Origin of the sequence: Cellulomonas olei (assembly GCF_039548315.1) — a bacterium.
Classification (GTDB): domain Bacteria; phylum Actinomycetota; class Actinomycetes; order Actinomycetales; family Cellulomonadaceae; genus Cellulomonas.
This window is the reverse complement of the sequence record NZ_JBCLVN010000005.1, coordinates 1-15,697: the sequence shown is the minus strand read 5'-3', so window position 1 is coordinate 15,697 and position 15,697 is coordinate 1. Positions and strand designations below refer to the sequence as shown.

General features: G+C 76.3%; 14 protein-coding genes and 1 riboswitch. Of the genes, 5 read left to right on the top strand and 9 right to left on the bottom strand.

The window, feature by feature from the left end; all coding sequences use genetic code 11:
* Nucleotides 1–114: 114 nt before the first annotated feature.
* Both ddaH and rocD read left to right on the top strand, forming a co-directional pair.
* Nucleotides 115–945 (top strand): dimethylargininase, encoded by an 831-nt coding sequence (ddaH, locus tag AAHH18_RS02690; RefSeq protein WP_343300469.1) that lies wholly within the window; start codon nucleotides 115–117, stop codon nucleotides 943–945.
* Between the two features lie 111 nt (nucleotides 946–1,056).
* Nucleotides 1,057–2,301: an ornithine--oxo-acid transaminase gene (gene rocD, locus AAHH18_RS02685; RefSeq protein ID WP_343300468.1), complete on the top strand. Its 1,245-nt coding sequence runs from the start codon at nucleotides 1,057–1,059 to the stop codon at nucleotides 2,299–2,301.
* A 43-nt stretch (nucleotides 2,302–2,344) separates the two neighbouring features.
* On the opposite strand, the gene AAHH18_RS02680 is transcribed toward rocD, so the two are convergent.
* Nucleotides 2,345–3,556, bottom strand: a complete 1,212-nt coding sequence (locus AAHH18_RS02680; RefSeq protein ID WP_343300467.1) for a spore germination YkwD domain-containing protein — start codon at nucleotides 3,554–3,556, stop codon at nucleotides 2,345–2,347.
* Between the two features lie 192 nt (nucleotides 3,557–3,748).
* Here AAHH18_RS02680 and AAHH18_RS02675 point away from each other — a divergent pair, with 192 nt between their 5' ends.
* On the top strand, nucleotides 3,749–4,219 hold the full coding sequence (locus AAHH18_RS02675; protein WP_343300466.1) for an Lrp/AsnC family transcriptional regulator: 471 nt from the start codon (nucleotides 3,749–3,751) through the stop codon (nucleotides 4,217–4,219).
* A 32-nt stretch (nucleotides 4,220–4,251) separates the two neighbouring features.
* Here the strand turns inward: AAHH18_RS02675 and AAHH18_RS02670 are convergent, their stop codons facing one another.
* The 4 genes from AAHH18_RS02670 to AAHH18_RS02655 form a co-directional block, all read right to left on the bottom strand.
* Entirely contained in the window at nucleotides 4,252–5,268 is a 1,017-nt protein-coding gene (locus tag AAHH18_RS02670; RefSeq protein WP_283321481.1) for a universal stress protein, read from the bottom strand.
* 114 nt (nucleotides 5,269–5,382) lie between these two features.
* A complete protein-coding gene (locus tag AAHH18_RS02665) occupies nucleotides 5,383–5,889 on the bottom strand; it encodes an HNH endonuclease (RefSeq protein ID WP_343300465.1) in 507 nt (168 codons plus the stop codon).
* Nucleotides 5,890–6,096: 207 nt separating this feature from the next.
* Complete coding sequence (locus tag AAHH18_RS02660) at nucleotides 6,097–6,855, bottom strand: C40 family peptidase (RefSeq protein ID WP_459349070.1); 759 nt, start codon at nucleotides 6,853–6,855, stop codon at nucleotides 6,097–6,099.
* A gap of 17 nt (nucleotides 6,856–6,872) precedes the next feature.
* Nucleotides 6,873–7,037, bottom strand: a riboswitch (cyclic di-AMP (ydaO/yuaA leader).
* A 246-nt stretch (nucleotides 7,038–7,283) separates the two neighbouring features.
* A complete protein-coding gene (locus tag AAHH18_RS02655) occupies nucleotides 7,284–7,982 on the bottom strand; it encodes a metal-dependent transcriptional regulator (protein WP_343300463.1) in 699 nt (232 codons plus the stop codon).
* An 87-nt stretch (nucleotides 7,983–8,069) separates the two neighbouring features.
* On the opposite strand from AAHH18_RS02655, the gene serC reads away from it, so the two are divergent.
* A complete protein-coding gene (gene serC / locus AAHH18_RS02650) occupies nucleotides 8,070–9,203 on the top strand; it encodes a phosphoserine transaminase (protein ID WP_343300462.1) in 1,134 nt (377 codons plus the stop codon).
* A 131-nt stretch (nucleotides 9,204–9,334) separates the two neighbouring features.
* Here the strand turns inward: serC and AAHH18_RS02645 are convergent, their stop codons facing one another.
* The 4 genes from AAHH18_RS02645 to AAHH18_RS02630 form a co-directional block, all read right to left on the bottom strand.
* Entirely contained in the window at nucleotides 9,335–10,183 is an 849-nt protein-coding gene (locus AAHH18_RS02645) for a peptidase (RefSeq protein WP_343300461.1), read from the bottom strand.
* Between the two features lie 553 nt (nucleotides 10,184–10,736).
* Nucleotides 10,737–12,533, bottom strand: a complete 1,797-nt coding sequence (locus AAHH18_RS02640; RefSeq protein ID WP_343300460.1) for a DUF4012 domain-containing protein — start codon at nucleotides 12,531–12,533, stop codon at nucleotides 10,737–10,739.
* Between the two features lie 65 nt (nucleotides 12,534–12,598).
* Nucleotides 12,599–13,924 (bottom strand): MFS transporter, encoded by a 1,326-nt coding sequence (locus tag AAHH18_RS02635; RefSeq protein ID WP_343300459.1) that lies wholly within the window; start codon nucleotides 13,922–13,924, stop codon nucleotides 12,599–12,601.
* A 10-nt stretch (nucleotides 13,925–13,934) separates the two neighbouring features.
* On the bottom strand, nucleotides 13,935–14,399 hold the full coding sequence (locus tag AAHH18_RS02630) for a MarR family winged helix-turn-helix transcriptional regulator (protein ID WP_343300458.1): 465 nt from the start codon (nucleotides 14,397–14,399) through the stop codon (nucleotides 13,935–13,937).
* A gap of 712 nt (nucleotides 14,400–15,111) precedes the next feature.
* Here AAHH18_RS02630 and AAHH18_RS02625 point away from each other — a divergent pair.
* Nucleotides 15,112–15,697: endonuclease domain-containing protein (locus tag AAHH18_RS02625; RefSeq protein WP_459349069.1), on the top strand; the 586-nt coding region annotated here is incomplete at its 3' end.

Genomic DNA, 15,697 nt, shown 5'->3' with positions numbered 1-15,697 from the left:
AACATCGCGCCATGATGTGCAGCCCGGACGACTCGTAGGCTGTGCGGGACGTGCCCCGACGAGGCGGCCGACGTCCCGTGGACCCGACCGCACCCGCACCTTCGAGGAGCACCCATGACCGTCACGCCCCGCGCCACGACCCGGCACTACCTGATGTGCGAGCCGACCCACTACACCGTCTCGTACGAGATCAACCCGTGGATGGACTCGACCCGGTACACGGACGCCGGTCTCGCGGTGCAGCAGTGGCGGACCCTGCGGGAGACGTTCGAGTCGCTCGGGCACGTCGTCGAGACCATCGACCCGATCCCCGGGCTGCCGGACATGGTGTACGCCGCGAACGGCGCCACGGTCGTCGACGGCCTGGTGTACTCCGCCCGGTTCCGCCACCCCGAGCGCCAGCCCGAGGGCCCGGCCTACGAGAAGTGGTTCGCGGACCACGGCTACGTCACGCACACCGCGGAGCAGGTGAACGAGGGCGAGGGCGACATCCTGTCCGTCGGGGACGTGCTGCTGGCGGGCACCGGGTTCCGCACCGACCGCGCCGCGCACGACGAGATCGCGCGGGTCACCGGCCGCGAGGTCGTGTCGCTCGAGCTGGTCGACCCGCACTACTACCACCTCGACACCGCGCTGGCCGTGCTGGGCTCCGAGCCCGGCGCCGAGCAGGTCGCGTACTTCCCGCCGGCGTTCTCCGACGCCTCCCGGGCCGAGCTGGAGCGCCGGTTCCCGGACGCCGTCATCGCCTCCGAGCGCGACGCCGCCTGCCTCGGGCTGAACGCCGTCAGCGACGGCCTGAACGTCGTCGTCGCGCCCGGTGCCGTCGACCTGGCGGCCCAGCTCACCGAGCGCGGCTACCGCCCGCACCCCGTCGACACCAGCGAGCTGCTCAAGGGCGGCGGCGGCGCGAAGTGCTGCACGCTGGAGATCCGCGCCGCCCGCTGACCCCTCCGGGCCGGGCGGCCGTCCGCCCGGCCCGACCCGCACCACACGACCCCGCACCGCTCCACCCGCGCCCTGCGGACACCCGGGGCGCCCGCCCGCCGAGGTGACGCCATGACCGCCACGATCCCCGCCCGCCACGCCGGGGGCGCCGCCGCCGGGCCGCTCGCGCAGAACTACCACCCGCTGCCCGTCACGCTCACGACGGGCGAGGGCGCGTGGGTGCGGGACGTCGACGGCCGCACCTACCTCGACCTGCTGGCCGGCTACTCGGCGCTGAACTTCGGGCACCGGCACCCGGCGCTGACGGCCGCGGCCCACGCGCAGCTGGACCGCCTCACGCTGTCGTCGCGGGCGTTCGACCACGACCTGCTGCACCCGTTCGCGACCGCGGTGTCCGACCTGGCCCGCCCCGTGGTCGCGGGCGCCGAGGACGACGGCGTCGTCCCGATGGTGCTGCCGATGAACACGGGCGCGGAGGCCGTCGAGACGGCCATCAAGGCCGCGCGCAAGTGGGGGTACGAGGTCCGGGGCGTCGCACCGGAGCAGGCCACGATCGTCGTCGCGTCGGGGAACTTCCACGGCCGCACGACGACGATCGTGTCGTTCTCCACCGACCCGGAGGCGCGCGAGGGGTTCGCCCCGCACACGCCCGGGTTCCGCGTCGTGCCGTTCGGCGACGCCGAGGCGCTGCGTGCCGCGGTCGACGACACCACGGTCGCCGTGCTGCTCGAGCCGATCCAGGGCGAGCAGGGGGTCGTGGTCCCGCCCGAGACCTACTGGCCGGCCGTCCGGGACATCTGCACCGAGGCCGGCGTGCTGCTGATCGCGGACGAGATCCAGTCGGGCCTCGGGCGCACGGGGACGACGTTCGCGCTGGAGCTGTGGGGCGTGCGGGCGGATCTTGTCACGCTCGGGAAGGCGCTCGGCGGCGGGGTGCTGCCCGTGTCCGCGGTCGTGGGGCGGCCGGACGTGCTGGGGGTGCTCACCGCGGGCACGCACGGGTCGACCTTCGGCGGCAACCCGCTGGCGTGCGCCGTGGGCATCGCGGTGGTGGACCTGCTGCGCACCGGCACGCACCAGGAGCGCGCGCGGGTGCTGGGCGAGCGGCTGCACGCCCGGCTCGCGACCCTGGTCGACACGGGGCTGCTGGTCGGCGCCCGCGGCGTCGGGCTCTGGGCGGGGCTCGACGTCGACCCGGCCCGGATGACCGGCCGGCAGCTGTGCGAGCGGCTGCTCGCGCTCGGCGTGCTGGCCAAGGACACCCACGGCTCGACGATCCGCCTGGCGCCGCCGCTCGTCATCGACGAGGACGACCTGGACCTGGCGCTGGACCGCCTGACGCAGGCGCTGCGCTGACGGCCGCGGGCGGCGGGCGTCGTCGTCGGGCGCGCCGCCGGCGTCAGGAGAACAGCATCGCGGTGTAGAGCCGCCCGCCGTACGTCACCGCGCCGATCGAGACGGTCGACACCCCGTCCTTGAGGATCCACGCGCGGTGCGGCGGGGAGTTCAGGTACGCCTGGATCATCTGCTCGTCGCTGACGGGCTGCACCCACCCGACGATGTGGTCGCTGCCGGAGTGCCAGATGCTGCCGGCCGCCGCCATCGCCGCGGCGTGGTCCGCCAGGGAGGACGACCCGACCACCGCGAGCGCGGGCAGGCCGTTCGCCGCCCGGGCCGCGTTGATCGACGCGCCGAGCCCGCCGACGCCGTAGGAGGACACGCCCGCGACCCACGCGCTCGCAGGGGCGGCCGCGGCCGGGGCTGCGGCGCCGCCGCCGGTGGTCGTGGTGACGGGCCGTGACCCACCGGTCGGGCGAGCGGCTGCGGCGCGGGCGGCGGCCTCCGCAGCGGCGCGCTCGGCCGCGACCCGCTCGGCCTCGATCCGCGCGTCCTCCGCCGCCTGCCACGCCGCCTGCGCCTCGACGACGGCCCGCTGGGGGGCGGCCACGGCCTGCGCGGTCGCCCGCAGCGCGGCGACGCTGGTGCCGTCGCCGAGGCCGGCCGACGCCGCCTCCACGGCCTGCGTCGCCGAGCGCAGCGCGCCCAGGGCCTCGTCCCCGGCGTGCGGGGACGCGTCCGCCGCGGCACGGGCGTCCGCGAGCACCCGCTCGGCCCCGGCGACCGCGGCCTCGCTCGCGGCGGCGTACGACGCCGCGACGGCGTCCGCACGGGCCGACGCGGAGACGGCGGCGTCCGCGCGGTCCGCGGCGACCTGCGCCGCGACCCGCTGCTGGGCGTGCGCCCACGCGGTGGCCCGGGCATCCGCCCGCAGCTGCAGCACGACGGCCGTCGCGACCACGCCGACGAGCAGCAGGCAGAGCACCGTCACGGCGACCGCCCGACGGACCGCACGGGCGGGCGCGGCCGGCGCGACCGGCGAGGCCGGCGACGACGCCGGGGAGGGCGCCGGGGAGGGCGCCGGGTCGAGCGCGCGCGTGCGCTGCGTGGGGATCGTCCCGGTGGGAGCCTCCGAACGGGTGCGGGGCGGCCCGAGGCGCGGGTCGGGCGCCAGCTCCGGTGCGAGCGGCCCGGCGGGCGCCGGCGCCGGCTCGGTCGCGGTCGCTGCGGGCGCGGGTCCGGGCGCCGTCCGCCCGGCGTGCGGTGCCGGCATCCGCCTGCCCCCATCTGCTCGATGACGATCTCTCCCCGGTGTCATCGGCGCGCGGCGCGGCGGCCTGAAGGGTGTCGCCGAAGATCGCCTCCGACGACCGGCCCGGCTGCGGCCCGCGTGAGGGGCCGCCGGTGGTTCCCCAGCACCCGGACGACCGCGGAGGCCGTCCGCACCGTGCGCGAAGATGGGCCCGTGCCCACCTACTCCGGCGACCTGGACCCGATCGACGAGGCGCTGCTGCGCGAGCTGGCCGTCGACGCCCGCGCGTCGTACGCGGACCTCGGCGCGGTCGTGTCGCTGTCCGCCCCGGCGGTGAAGCGGCGCGTGGACCGCCTGCGGGAGCGCGGCGTCGTCCGCGGGTTCACCGTCCTGCTGGACCCGGCCGCCCTCGGGTGGGCCACCGAGGCCTTCGTCGAGCTGTTCTGCCACGGCTCGACGAGCCCGGCCACGATGCGCTCAGCCGTCGAGCGCTACCCGGAGGTCGTCGCCGCCAGCACCGTCACGGGCGACGTCGACCTGGTCGTGCAGGTGCGCGCCCGGGACATGCGGCACCTGGAGCAGGTGGTCGAGCGCCTCGCCGCCGAGCCGTTCGTGTCGCGGACGCGCTCCACGGTCGTGCTGTCGGCGCTGGTGCGGCGACCGGACGTGCCGCCCCCCGCCTGAGCCGCCCGCGCCGCGTCAGCCCGCCGCTTCCGTCAGCCCGCCGCGCCGCCGTCCGCCCCGGCCCCGGCCGTCCCCGCGGCGCCTGCGGTCCCCTCGGCGCCGCCGGCCCCGGCGGCCGCCACCCGCTCCGCGCACCGGTTCGTGACCACCATCACCGGGCACGCCGAGTGGTGCAGCACGGCCTGGCTCGTGGAGCCGAGCAGCAGCCCCGTGAACCCGCCCCGCCCCCGGGAGCCCACGACGATGAGGTCGGTCGCGGCCGAGAACTCGGTGAGCAGCTCCGCGCCGGTGCCGTCCAGCACGGCCCTCCGCACCGTGGCGCCGGGGTGGTCGGCCAGCGCGCGGTCGACGACGACGTTGAGCCCCTCCGTGACGTCCGCGAGCACCTGCGTCTGGTCGATCGTCGCGGGCAGCCACGCCATGACGCCCGAGCCGCTGCCGACGGGCACGCCGGCGACGGCCGTGAGCTCGGCGCCCCACGCCTGCGCCTCCTCGATCGCGTGGCGCAGGGCGAGGTCCGCCTGCGGGGAGCCGTCCACGCCGACGACCATGCGCCGCACGGGCCGGACCACCGGCGCGGACTCGTCGCTCGGCACGATGCCGCCCCGGCGCTGGTCGCGCAGCGGCACGACGACGGTCGGGCAGTACGCGTGCGCCGGCAGCGTCGACGAGACGGTCCCGAGCAGCCGGTCCGCGAACCCGCCCTTGCCCCTGGTGCCGACGACGACGAGCGAGGCGTCCCGTGACATCTCGACCAGGACGGCCGCCGCGTCGCCGGTCGCCACGGTGGTCGTGACCTGGAGGTCCGGCCCGGCGACGCGCTGCTGCGCCTCCGCGAGCACCGCGCGGGCGCCCTGCTGGATGGCGGTGTCGTCGAGGGCCGCGTACCCGCCGTCCAGCGAGGCGGCCGTGAACGACGGCAGCGTGTAGGAGCACACCACGTGCAGCGGGCGCCGTCGCGTACGCGCCTCCCCGGCAGCCCAGTCGAGCGCGTGCATGCTCGCCGCCGACCCGTCCACCCCGACCAGGATCTCCGCGTCCCGCTTCATGGCTCCGACCTCCTTGGTGGCACACCCCAGTGTGCCCCCGATCATGCCGGATCCGCACCTGCCACGGAGCAGGGCGTGGCGTTTCCTTGCCGTCCCCTTGACCCGCTCCGTCGCTCAGGCGGCGAGGTACGCGGACCAGGCGGGCTCGTCGGCGGCCACCCCGCGCAGGAACGCCGTCGCACCCCGCGGGGCCGACGGCGTCCAGGCCAGCTCCCACCCGATCTCATGGAGCAGGTGGTCGGCCTTGCGGTGGTTGCACCGCCGGCACGCCGCGACGACGTTGGTCCACTCGTGCCGGCCGCCGCGCGAGCGGGGGTGCACGTGGTCCACGGTGTCGGCGTGCGAGCCGCAGTACGCGCACCGGTGGTCGTCGCGCTGGAGCACGGTGCGGCGCGTCGGCGGCAGCGGCCGGCGCACGGGGACGTGCACGTAGCGGGTCAGCGACAGCACCACGGGCATCGGGACGGCGACGTGCTCGGAGTGCAGCACCCGCCCGTCCGACTCGAGCACCGTCGCCTTGCCCGACATCACGAGCGTGACGGCGCGCGGCAGTGCGACGACGCACAGCGGTTCCAGGCTGGCGTTGAGGAGCAACGTCCGGGGTGGCGCAGGGAGCAGCACGGCGAACTCCTTGACCGGGGGGCCCGTCTGGCTGACGGGTCCGCTGGGGAGCGAGCAGCGCCAGCGTACGCGCCCACCCCGGGAACCGGCCCGGTCTTTCGCGCCGGCCGCGCCGGTGCGCGGCGTGCGGACCCCCCGGGGACGGCAGGACCCCCGCACCCGGGGCGGGTGCGGGGGTCCTGGAGGCGTCGTGCGTGCCCGGGAGACTCAGCCGATGCGGATGAACGTCGGCGAGCTCTGCCAGATGGCGCGGAACTGCACCGTCTTGCCGGGGCGCGGGGAGTCGATCTGCTGGTCGCCGCCGGCGTAGATCGAGATGTGGCCGGGGCTCCAGATGAGGTCACCCGGCTGGGCCTCGGCGGCCGAGATGACCGTGCCCGCGTCGCGGATCGCCGACGACGTGCGGGGCAGCGAGATGCCGAGCTGCGCGTACACGTAGGACACGAAGCCGGAGCAGTCGAAGCCGTCCGGGGTCGTGCCGCCGGAGACGTACGGCGTGCCGACGTAGCGGGCCGCGATCTCGAGGACGGCGTTGCCGGCGACAGACTGCGGCACGGCAGCGGCGGCGACCTCGACCGGGGCGGCCTCGACCGTGGCGCGCTGGGCGCTGCGGGAGACGACCGGCTCGGGCTCGGGCTCCGGCTCGGGCTCCGGGACCACGGCGGTCGCGGCGGGGGCCTCGAAGGTCCACGCGGCGTCGGCCGGGGCGGTGACGACCGGCGCGGTGTCGAGGACCGTCTTCGCGGAGGCGGTCAGCGCGGTGGTGTCGACCGACGGCAGCGCGGCCTGGTCGCCGGAGGTCGTCGCGGCGCCGGCGGGGACGGCGACCGCGGAGACCATGAGCCCCGTGGTGGCCGCGACGACGGCGGTGCGGCGACCGGCCTGGGCGAGGGTGCCCGTGGCGGCGGTGGCGAGGTCGGTCAGGGGGGTGACGGGGCGACGCGCAGAACGGTGTCGGGCGCGCACAGCACTTGCGGACACGTACAGCCTCTCCTGGCGCCTACGAGGTGAGCTGTCGGGTTCGGGTGGAGATACCCGGCCGCGTGGCGCTCCCGGGAGGTCCCGGTCACGTCGCGCGGCTTCACCCCAAGGACACCGTCGCCGGTGCCCACAAGTGGTTCCCCCGCCCCTGCCGGCGAGTCGTACGGACCTCGGGCGGCGGCAGGGCTCGGCGTACCGTCCAAGGGCTCTGACGGAGGAGGGTTCCGTCGAGCAGGACCGACCGTACCCGACCCCCGAGCCGATTGTCACGTTCCGGTCACGATCCGTTTGCCGATCACCCGGACGCCCCCGCGGGGACCCTGGTCACGCACACGACGAGGCCCTGCGGGTGGCGCGTGCCACACCGCGGGGCCGTCGGTGCCGGGCGCCGTCGCCGGCGCTGGGCGAGGGCCTCAGCCGACCCCGAGGAACACGTGGCGCGCGACCTCCTGCGGCAGGTCGAGCACCGTCTCCGCGCCGGGCTTCCCGACCGTGACGACGCCGGCGCCCTTCTCGACCGTGACCTCCTGGCCGGGACGCACGCCGGCCTGCGCGAGGCGGGCGAGCAGGTCCACGTCCGTCTGGATGGGCTCACCCAGCCGGGCGACGACCCCCGTGGTCGGGCCGGTCGCGGCCGCCGCGACGGCGACGAGCGACTCCACGCCGTCGAGGAACCCGACCGGCGTGCGCTCCTCCCCGATCTCGTCGAGACCGGGGATCGGGTTGCCGTACGGGTCGAAGTGCGGGTGGTCGAGCAGGCCGGCGAGCCGGCGCTCCACCCGCTCGCTCATGACGTGCTCCCAGCGGCACGCCTCCTCGTGGACGTACTCCCAGTCCAGCCCGATGACGTCGACCAGTAGCCGCTCGGCCAGCCGGTGCTTGCGCATCACGCGCATCGCCTTCGTGCGGCCCGCCTCGGTCAGCTCCAGGTGGCGGTCACCGGACACGACGACGAGCCCGTCCCGCTCCATGCGGGCGACGGTCTGGGACACCGTGGGACCGCTGTGCCCGAGCCGCTCGGCGATGCGGGCGCGCAGCGGCGTGATGCCCTCCTCGGTGAGCTCGTAGATGGTCTTCAGATACATCTCGGTCGTGTCGATCAGGTCACTCACGCCGGTGCCCTCCTGTGTACGCAGACGTCCGTCCACAGGCTAGTTGGTCCTGCCGCCGGGCGGCGTCGGGCGCGTAGGGTGCGGCGCGTGACCGTGACGCCCGCCACCGTGACCATCCCCGAGGAGCTCCTGCCGTCGGACGGCCGGTTCGGCTCCGGGCCCGCGAAGGTCCGCGACGCGCAGGTCCGGGCGCTCGCCGAGGTCGGCCGCAGCCTCCTCGGCACCTCGCACCGCCAGGCCCCCGTCCGCTCGCTCGTCGGCCGCGTGCGCGCCGGGCTCGGCGAGCTGTTCTCCCTCCCGGACGGGTACGAGGTCGCGCTCGGGAACGGCGGCTCGACGGCCTTCTGGGACGTCGCGACGCTGTGCCTCGTGGAGCGCCGTTCGGCCCACGCCGTCTTCGGGGAGTTCGGGGGCAAGTTCGCGGCCGCCGCGGCACGCGCCCCGTTCCTCGAGGACCCCGTCGTCACCGAGGTGCCCGCCGGGTCCTCGGCGACGCCCGCGGCCGCCGACGGCGTCGACGCCTACGCGTGGGCGCACAACGAGACGTCCACCGGCGCCGTCGCGCCCGTCCGCCGCGTGCCGGGCTCCGCCGACCAGGGCGCGCTGGTGCTGGTCGACGCCACCTCGGGCGCCGGGGGCCTCGCCGTCGACGTCGCGCAGACCGACGCCTACTACTTCGCGCCGCAGAAGTCGTTCTCGTCCGACGGCGGCCTGTGGCTGGCCGTGCTGTCCCCCGCCGCGGTCGAGCGCGCCGAGCGCGTCGAGTCCGGCCGCTGGGTGCCCGAGTTCCTGTCCCTGAGCGCGGCCGTGCGCAGCTCGCGTGCGGACCAGACCCTCAACACCCCCGCGATCGCCACGCTCGTGCTGCTCGCGGAGCAGGTCGACTGGATGCTGGCGAACGGCGGCCTCGACTGGTGCGCCTCGCGGACCGCGACCTCCGCCGGGCACCTGTACGGCTGGGCGGACGCGCGCGACTGGGCCCGCCCGTTCGTCACCGACCCCGGGCAGCGTTCACCCGTCGTCGGCACCGTGGACCTCGCGCCCGAGATCGAGGCGCCGACCGTGGCGCGCATCCTGCGGGCGCACGGCATCGTCGACGTCGAGCCCTACCGCAAGCTCGGGCGCAACCAGCTGCGGGTCGCGATGTTCCCGTCGGTGGAGCCGGACGACGTGCTGGCGCTCACCGCCTGCATCGACCACGTGGTGGACCGGCTGCTCTGACGGCCGGGGGGGCGCTCCCCCGCGCACGGCCGACGCGACGGACGGCACCGGCCGAGCACGGGGCCGACGGCACCGGCCGGGCACGGGGCCTGGCCGGTGCCGTGCGATCCCGCCCGGTGGGCGGGACGGGGTCAGCGGGCCCGGTGGGTCCGGCGGGACGCGACCACGACCAGTCCGGCACCCAGCAGCACCGCGCCACCCGCGGCGGCCAGCAGCTGCCACGAGTTCGCCCCGGTCACGGCGAGCACCGCCGACTGGTAGCGGACCTCCGTCGCGGGCGCGGCGAGCACCTCGGAGGTCGTCACGACGCCGGAGACCTCCGAGTCCGGGGGCGTCACGACCACGCCGTCGACCTCCTCCTGCGGCCCCGCGCACGCCGACGTCGGCGGCGGGTAGGCCACGACGGTCGACGCCGACGGGTTCACCTCGAACTCGACCCGCACCGCCGGCCGGGAGAAGTCGAACTCGTCGTGCTGCACCCACGTGCCGTCCGGCTGCTGCGACCAGCCGGGCCAGTCGACGACCCGGTCGCCGTCGAGCACGGTGCCGGGCCAGTACACCCGGCCGCTGAGCGGCAGGCCCGACTGGACCACCGCGTCGCCGTCGGGGTTGACCCACGTGAGCGTGACCGTGTCGTTCGACGTCCCGTACGGCTCGACGGCGTAGTCGAGCACGGGGGCGTCGCCGACGCAGAGCGCGGTCGCGCGGGCGATGACCAGCTCGCAGCGACCGGCCGGGGCGTAGCCGTCGGAGGGCGTCGTGCAGGCGGCGTCGGGGTCGGTCGCGCCGGCGTCCGGGCCGGGGTCGGTCGCGTCCGGGCCGGCCGCCGGGTCGTCCGCGGCCGGGTCGTCGGCCGCCGGCCGGAGCGCGGCCGGTCCCGGCGTCGCAGGAGCCGGCGACGCGAACGCCGGAGCCGCCCCCGCCGTCACGGCCAGCGCCGTCAGCAGGAGCCCGGCGAGCGCTCGTCGCGTCCGTGCCATGTCACACCTCCACCCGCCCGACGCCGTCGCCGGGCTCGCCTCACCGATTCGTACAAATCGGACATTTCGCCCATGCTACGGCCACCGGGGCCCGACGCGCCGACCGGAGGGCCGGGTGAAATCCGCATGATCACGCGGAAGAGCACCCCCGAAGCCCCCGACCAGCCACGACACCCCACGCACCGACCCGCCGACCCACCGACCCGCCGACCCACCCCACTCGCCGCCCCCACCCGCCCCACCCGCCCCACCCGTTCGGAGGCTCCGAACGCGCTCGGCGGTGGCCGCGCGCCGTCGTGGTGCTCCCCGGACCACCACGATCACCGTTCGGAGCCTCCGACGGGACGGAGTCCGGCCCTGCTCGGGGTGCGGGGTGCCGTGCCGTTCGCGGTCACGCGCACCCTCGGTCGGAGGCTCCGAACGCGCTCGGAGGTGGCCGCGCGCCGTCGTGGTGCTCCCCGGACCACCACGATGGCCCGTCGGAGCCTCCGACGGGCTCAGAGGGGGTGGGTGGGTGCGGGCGGGGTGGGTGCAGGGCGCGGGGTGCGGGGGGTCAGGGGGCGGGGCAGTGGGACTCGACGAGGCCCGGGCCCGTCAGGGTCGGGGTGGTCCAGACGGTGATCCCGCTCGCCGTGGCCGGCACCGTCAGCGTGTAGGTCTCCGCCCCGCCCGGCTCGAGGCGGGAGGTCACCACGGCGACGTCGCGGCGCGCGGTGCGGGCGGTCTGCCCACCGACCACGGCGTCGTCGCGCCGGATCTCGCCGAGCCGGCCGTCGCGCGCGGAGTAGAACGACACGTTCGTCGCCAGCCACCCGGGCGGCAGCCCGGACCCGCCGTCCCCGAGCACCTGCGCCGGGAAGGTCGCGACGTCGGCGGGCGGCCGGTAGCCGAGCGTCAGGTCGATGCGGGCCTGCACGTCCGGCGACCCGCACCCGGTCAGGGTCACGGCGACCTGGGCGTCGAGGTCGACGTCGAGCTTGCCGGCCGTCGCGTCGTCGAGGAACACGCCGACGGCCTGCCCCGCCGTGCCGGTCGGCGTCGGCGGGTCGCCCGTGAGGAACGCCCCGCCGAGCACGGACGCGGCGATCCCCGCCTGCTCGACAGGGTCCGCCGACCAGACCGCGACCCGGCGCTGCTCCACGGCGTCGGCCGCGACCTGCACCGCCGCCCCCGCGGTCGCCGGGTCGGCGGCGGCGTCGCGCAGGACGCCGAACGCCTCCGCCGCGACCTGGGCGTAGAACGCGTCGCCCGCCTTGGGGTCGCCGTAGGCGAGGTAGGCGTCGCGCAGCAGGCCCCGCAGCAGGTCGTCCCCGCCGAGCTCGGTGCCGTCCGCGCTCACGGTCCGCCCGGTCGCGCCGAGGAGGTCCGCGACGACCACCGGGTCGGTGGCGAGCACCCCGTCGACCCGCTGCCCGGTGGACGCGGTCCAGAACGCGGACGCGGCCTCGGCGGCACGCGGGAAGTCGGGCGTGAGCACGGTGTCCTGCACCCAGCGGCCGAGTCGGTCCCCGAACAGCGCGAGCTCGGCGTCGCTCAGCGGCAGCGCGGACTCGGCGAGCTCGGGCAGGTCCGCGGTGCTGCGCTGCCCGACGAGCCCCACGGCGCCGTCGCGGGCCTGGAGCACGCTGACGGCACCGACGATGCCGCCCTGCGCGCGCAGCTCCGCCGGGTTGAGGGACAGCAGCAGGTACGTGCGCGGGCCGTCCGCGCCGAGGAGGCCGGGGAGCACGGGTGCGAGCTCGCGGACCGTCTGCAGCGGCCCGGCCGCGCCGTCGACGGCGTCACGGAGCCCGGCCACGGGACCGGCGAGCGGCCCGACCAGCCCGTCGGGGTCGACGGCGGCGAGGTCCGTGCGCAGCCGCTCGACGGTGGCCGCCGCGCGGTCGAGCGCCGGTGCCGCGTCGGCGAGCGCCTGCAGGTCGACCCAGCCGTCGGGCACGGTGCCCCCGCCGGCCGACGCGCCCGCGCCGCCGGACGGCTCGGCGAGCGAGTCGAGGGCGTCGAGGAGGTCGGGCGCGGCGTCGCCCGCGAGCGCGTCCGCGGCCCGGCCGATCGCCGAGACGGCGGCGAGGTCGTCCCCGACGACCGGCAGGTGCTCGGCCACGCGCCACACCGGGTCCTGCCCGGCGGCGTGCACCCGTGCGGCGGCGTCCTGCACCGCGTCGAGCCGGTGGCGCAGCGCCGCGACGTCGAGCCGGGCGACCTCCTCGCCGGCGCCGGACGCGGCGGCCTGCAGGTCGCGGGCGGCGTCCGCGGCCTGCCAGACCCGGTACGCCAGCCACCCGCCGACCAGCAGCACCGCGGTGAGCAGCACGGCAGCGGCCAGGAGCACACGCCGCCGGATGGTCATCGACCGATCGTCACATACCGGACAAATCGACCGGCCCGCAGGGGGCCAAGTTCACCCGGGTGGTGTCACACCGACGCGTCGGCGGCCTCCCGCGCGGCGAGCTGGTCGGCCGCCGCACGGCGAGGCGCGGGCACGTCCGGGTGCAGCACCTCGAGGTGGGGGCGCGTCCGCACGTGGTACCGCAGCTCCACCTGCCAGCGCCGCTTCGCCCACACCGCGGCGAGCGCCGAGACGAGCAGCGCCGTGATCGAGCCGATGCCGATCGACCAGCGCGGGCCGAACGTCTCCCCGATCCACCCCACGATCGGCGACCCGATCGGCGTCGCCCCGAGCATGACGATCATGTAGAGCGACATCACCCGCCCGCGCACGGTGGGGTCCGTCGACATCTGGATGGTCGTGTTGGCCGCCGTCAGCATCGTCAGGGACGCCAGGCCCACCGGGATGCACGCGACCGCGTACGAGGCGTACGTCGGCATCAGCGCCTGCACGCCCGTCGCCACGCCGAACGCGAACGCCGCCCCGATCACGAGACGCACCCGCGGCCGCTCCCGCCGCGCGGCCAGCAGCGCCCCGCCGAGCGAGCCGATGGCCAGCACCGACCCGAGGATCCCGTACTCCCCCGCGCCCTTGCCGAACTCGGCACGCGCCATGAGGGCCGACGTCATCTGGAAGTTCAGGCCGAACGTCGACACCACGCCGATCACCGCCATGATCACGAGGATGTCGCTGCGCCCGCGCACGTAGCGGACGCCCTCGCGGATCTGGCCCTTCGCGCGCCGGGCGACCGGCATCGCGTGCAGCTCGGACGTCCGCATCGCCACGAGCGCCAGGATCGTCGCCGCGAACGACACCCCGTTGATGACGAACACCCAGCCCGTGCCGACCGCCGCGATCAGCAGGCCCGCGAGCCCCGGCCCGATCAGGCGCGCCGCGTTGAAGGACGTGCTGTTGAGCCCCACCGCGTTCGACAGCCGGCCCGCGGGCACCAGCTCCGCCACGAACGTCTGCCGCACCGGCTGGTCGACCGCGGCGACCGCCCCCAGCAGCGCCGCGAAGACGTAGACGTGCCAGAGCTCGGCGTGACCCGAGAGCACCAGCGCACCCAGGCCGAACGCGAGCACGCCCTGCGCGGCCTGCGTGATCATCAGCAGCTTGCGGCGGTTCACCCGGTCCGCGAGCAGGCCGGCCCAGGCCGACAGCAGCAGCGTCGGGGCGAACTGCAGCGCGGTCGTGATGCCGACCGCCAGCCCCGAGTCGTCGGACAGGTCGGTGAGCACGAGCCAGTCCTGCCCGACACGCTGCATCCAGGTGCCGATGTTCGCGACCAGCGCGCCGGCGAACCACAGCCGGTAGTTCACGTACCTCAGCGAGGCGAAGGTGGAGTTCATGCAGGGGGCCTCATCCTGCCGCGATCCGGCGCAGCAGCACGGCGGCCTGCGCCAGGGTCCGGCGTTCGTCGGGGGTCAGGTTCTTGAGCTGGTCGGCGAGCCACGCGTCGCGGCGGCGGCGGGTCTCCCGGACCTCGGCCTCCCCCGCGTCCGTCAGGCTCACGACGACCTGTCGCCCGTCGGTGGGGTGCTCCGACTTCGCGACGAACCCGAGCCCGACCAGGGCGTTCACGGTGCGGGTCATCGACGGCGGCTGCACGTGCTCGGCCTCGGCGAGCGCGCCGGGCGTCAGCGGGCCCTCGCGCAGCAGGATCGCGAGGACGTTGAACTGCGGGTCCGGCAGGTCGGCGGCGCCGCGCCGTGAGCGGATGCGTCGCGTGGACTTGGCGAGCGCGACGCGCAGCTCACCGGCGAGCGTCGACGGCCGGCACTGCGCCGCGGCCACACGCGGCTCCTCGGGGGCATCGGCAGGCATGTCCTTACCCTAACTCATTACCTTCGCTAACGAAACCGCCGCCCCTCCGGCCCCCGCACCCGCGAGCCGGTCGGCTCGTCGAGAGTGCAGTCGTTGCGGGTTTCGCCGCTCTGAACCCCGCAACGACTGCACTCTCGTGCGGCAGCACGGGCGGGAGGTCGAGCGGGACGGGCAGGTCGAGCGGACCGCACGGGTCGGAGCGGTCCGGACGGGTCGGTCAGCGGGGACGGGTCCTCCACAGGGCCAACCGGACGGTCCGGTCCCCAGGACGACCACCCCGGTGCTGCCCCTCGCGGGCCCGACGCGTCACCGTGGCTGCATGCCGCAACGCCCCGCTCCTGTGCCGTCAGGGCTCGGGGCGGCGTTCAGCGTCCGTGAAGGCCGGGCCGCGGGCATGACACCGGCGCAGCTCCGTCGTGAGTCCCTCCGGGCGCCGACCCGCGGCTTCCGCGCCACCGGACCACCCCCGGAGGCGGTCGACGTCCTGGCCCGGTGCCGCGAGGCCTTGCCGTGGCTACCGGCGGACGCGGTGTTCTGCGGTGCGACGGCACTCGCGCTGCTGCACGTGGACCTGCCGCGAGGCGTCGACCCGGCGGGCGCTCTGCACGTCGAGGTCGGCCCGGGCACCACGCCGCCGCGTCGGCCGGGCGTCCGGGGCCATCGCCGTAGCGGGCCCGGGGTCCCCACGCGGTTGCTCGCGGGCGGCGTGCGGGTGCTGCCGCCCGAGGTGGTGTGGACCCGGATGGGCGGCGAGCTCGACGAGGAGGAGCTCGTCGTGCTCGGCGACGCGCTCACCCGCCGACGCGCCCCGCTGTCGTCCGTCGGCGGGCTCGAGGACGCCCTCGCGCTCCTGCCGCCGAGGGCACGTGGCCGGCGACGGCTGCGCGCGGCGCTGTCGCGGGTCCGACCTCGCACGGACTCGCCGATGGAGACGCGGCTGCGCCTCCTGGTCGTCAGGGGCGGCCTCCCCGAGCCGGTCGTCAACGTGCCGGTGCTGTCGGGCTCCGGGACGTTCGTCGCGCTGCCGGACCTCAGCTACCCGGCGTCGAAGGTCGCGATCGAGTACGACGGGGACGTGCACCGGACGGACCGCACGACCTGGCGGCGGGACATCGGCCGGCGCCAGGCGATGGAGGCGCTCGGCTGGCGGGTCGTCACGTGCACCGCGGACGACCTCCGACGCCCCGCCCGGACACTCACCTGGATCCGCGCGGCCCTGACCCACGGCCTCGCCCGGCCCCACGAGGTTGCAGCAGATGCGGGGTTCAGCGCGGGCGGTTTCAGGCGGCGGTTGCAAC

Coding starts and splice junctions, on each gene's coding strand:
- ddaH (WP_343300469.1), top strand. CDS start 115: ATGACCGTCACGCCCCGCGCCACGACCCGGCACTACCTGATGTGCGAG.
- rocD (WP_343300468.1), top strand. CDS start 1,057: ATGACCGCCACGATCCCCGCCCGCCACGCCGGGGGCGCCGCCGCCGGG.
- AAHH18_RS02680 (WP_343300467.1), bottom strand. CDS start 3,556: ATGCCGGCACCGCACGCCGGGCGGACGGCGCCCGGACCCGCGCCCGCA.
- AAHH18_RS02670 (WP_283321481.1), bottom strand. CDS start 5,268: ATGAAGCGGGACGCGGAGATCCTGGTCGGGGTGGACGGGTCGGCGGCG.
- AAHH18_RS02645 (WP_343300461.1), bottom strand. CDS start 10,183: ATGGCACGGACGCGACGAGCGCTCGCCGGGCTCCTGCTGACGGCGCTG.
- AAHH18_RS02640 (WP_343300460.1), bottom strand. CDS start 12,533: ATGACCATCCGGCGGCGTGTGCTCCTGGCCGCTGCCGTGCTGCTCACC.
- AAHH18_RS02635 (WP_343300459.1), bottom strand. CDS start 13,924: ATGAACTCCACCTTCGCCTCGCTGAGGTACGTGAACTACCGGCTGTGG.
- AAHH18_RS02630 (WP_343300458.1), bottom strand. CDS start 14,399: ATGCCTGCCGATGCCCCCGAGGAGCCGCGTGTGGCCGCGGCGCAGTGC.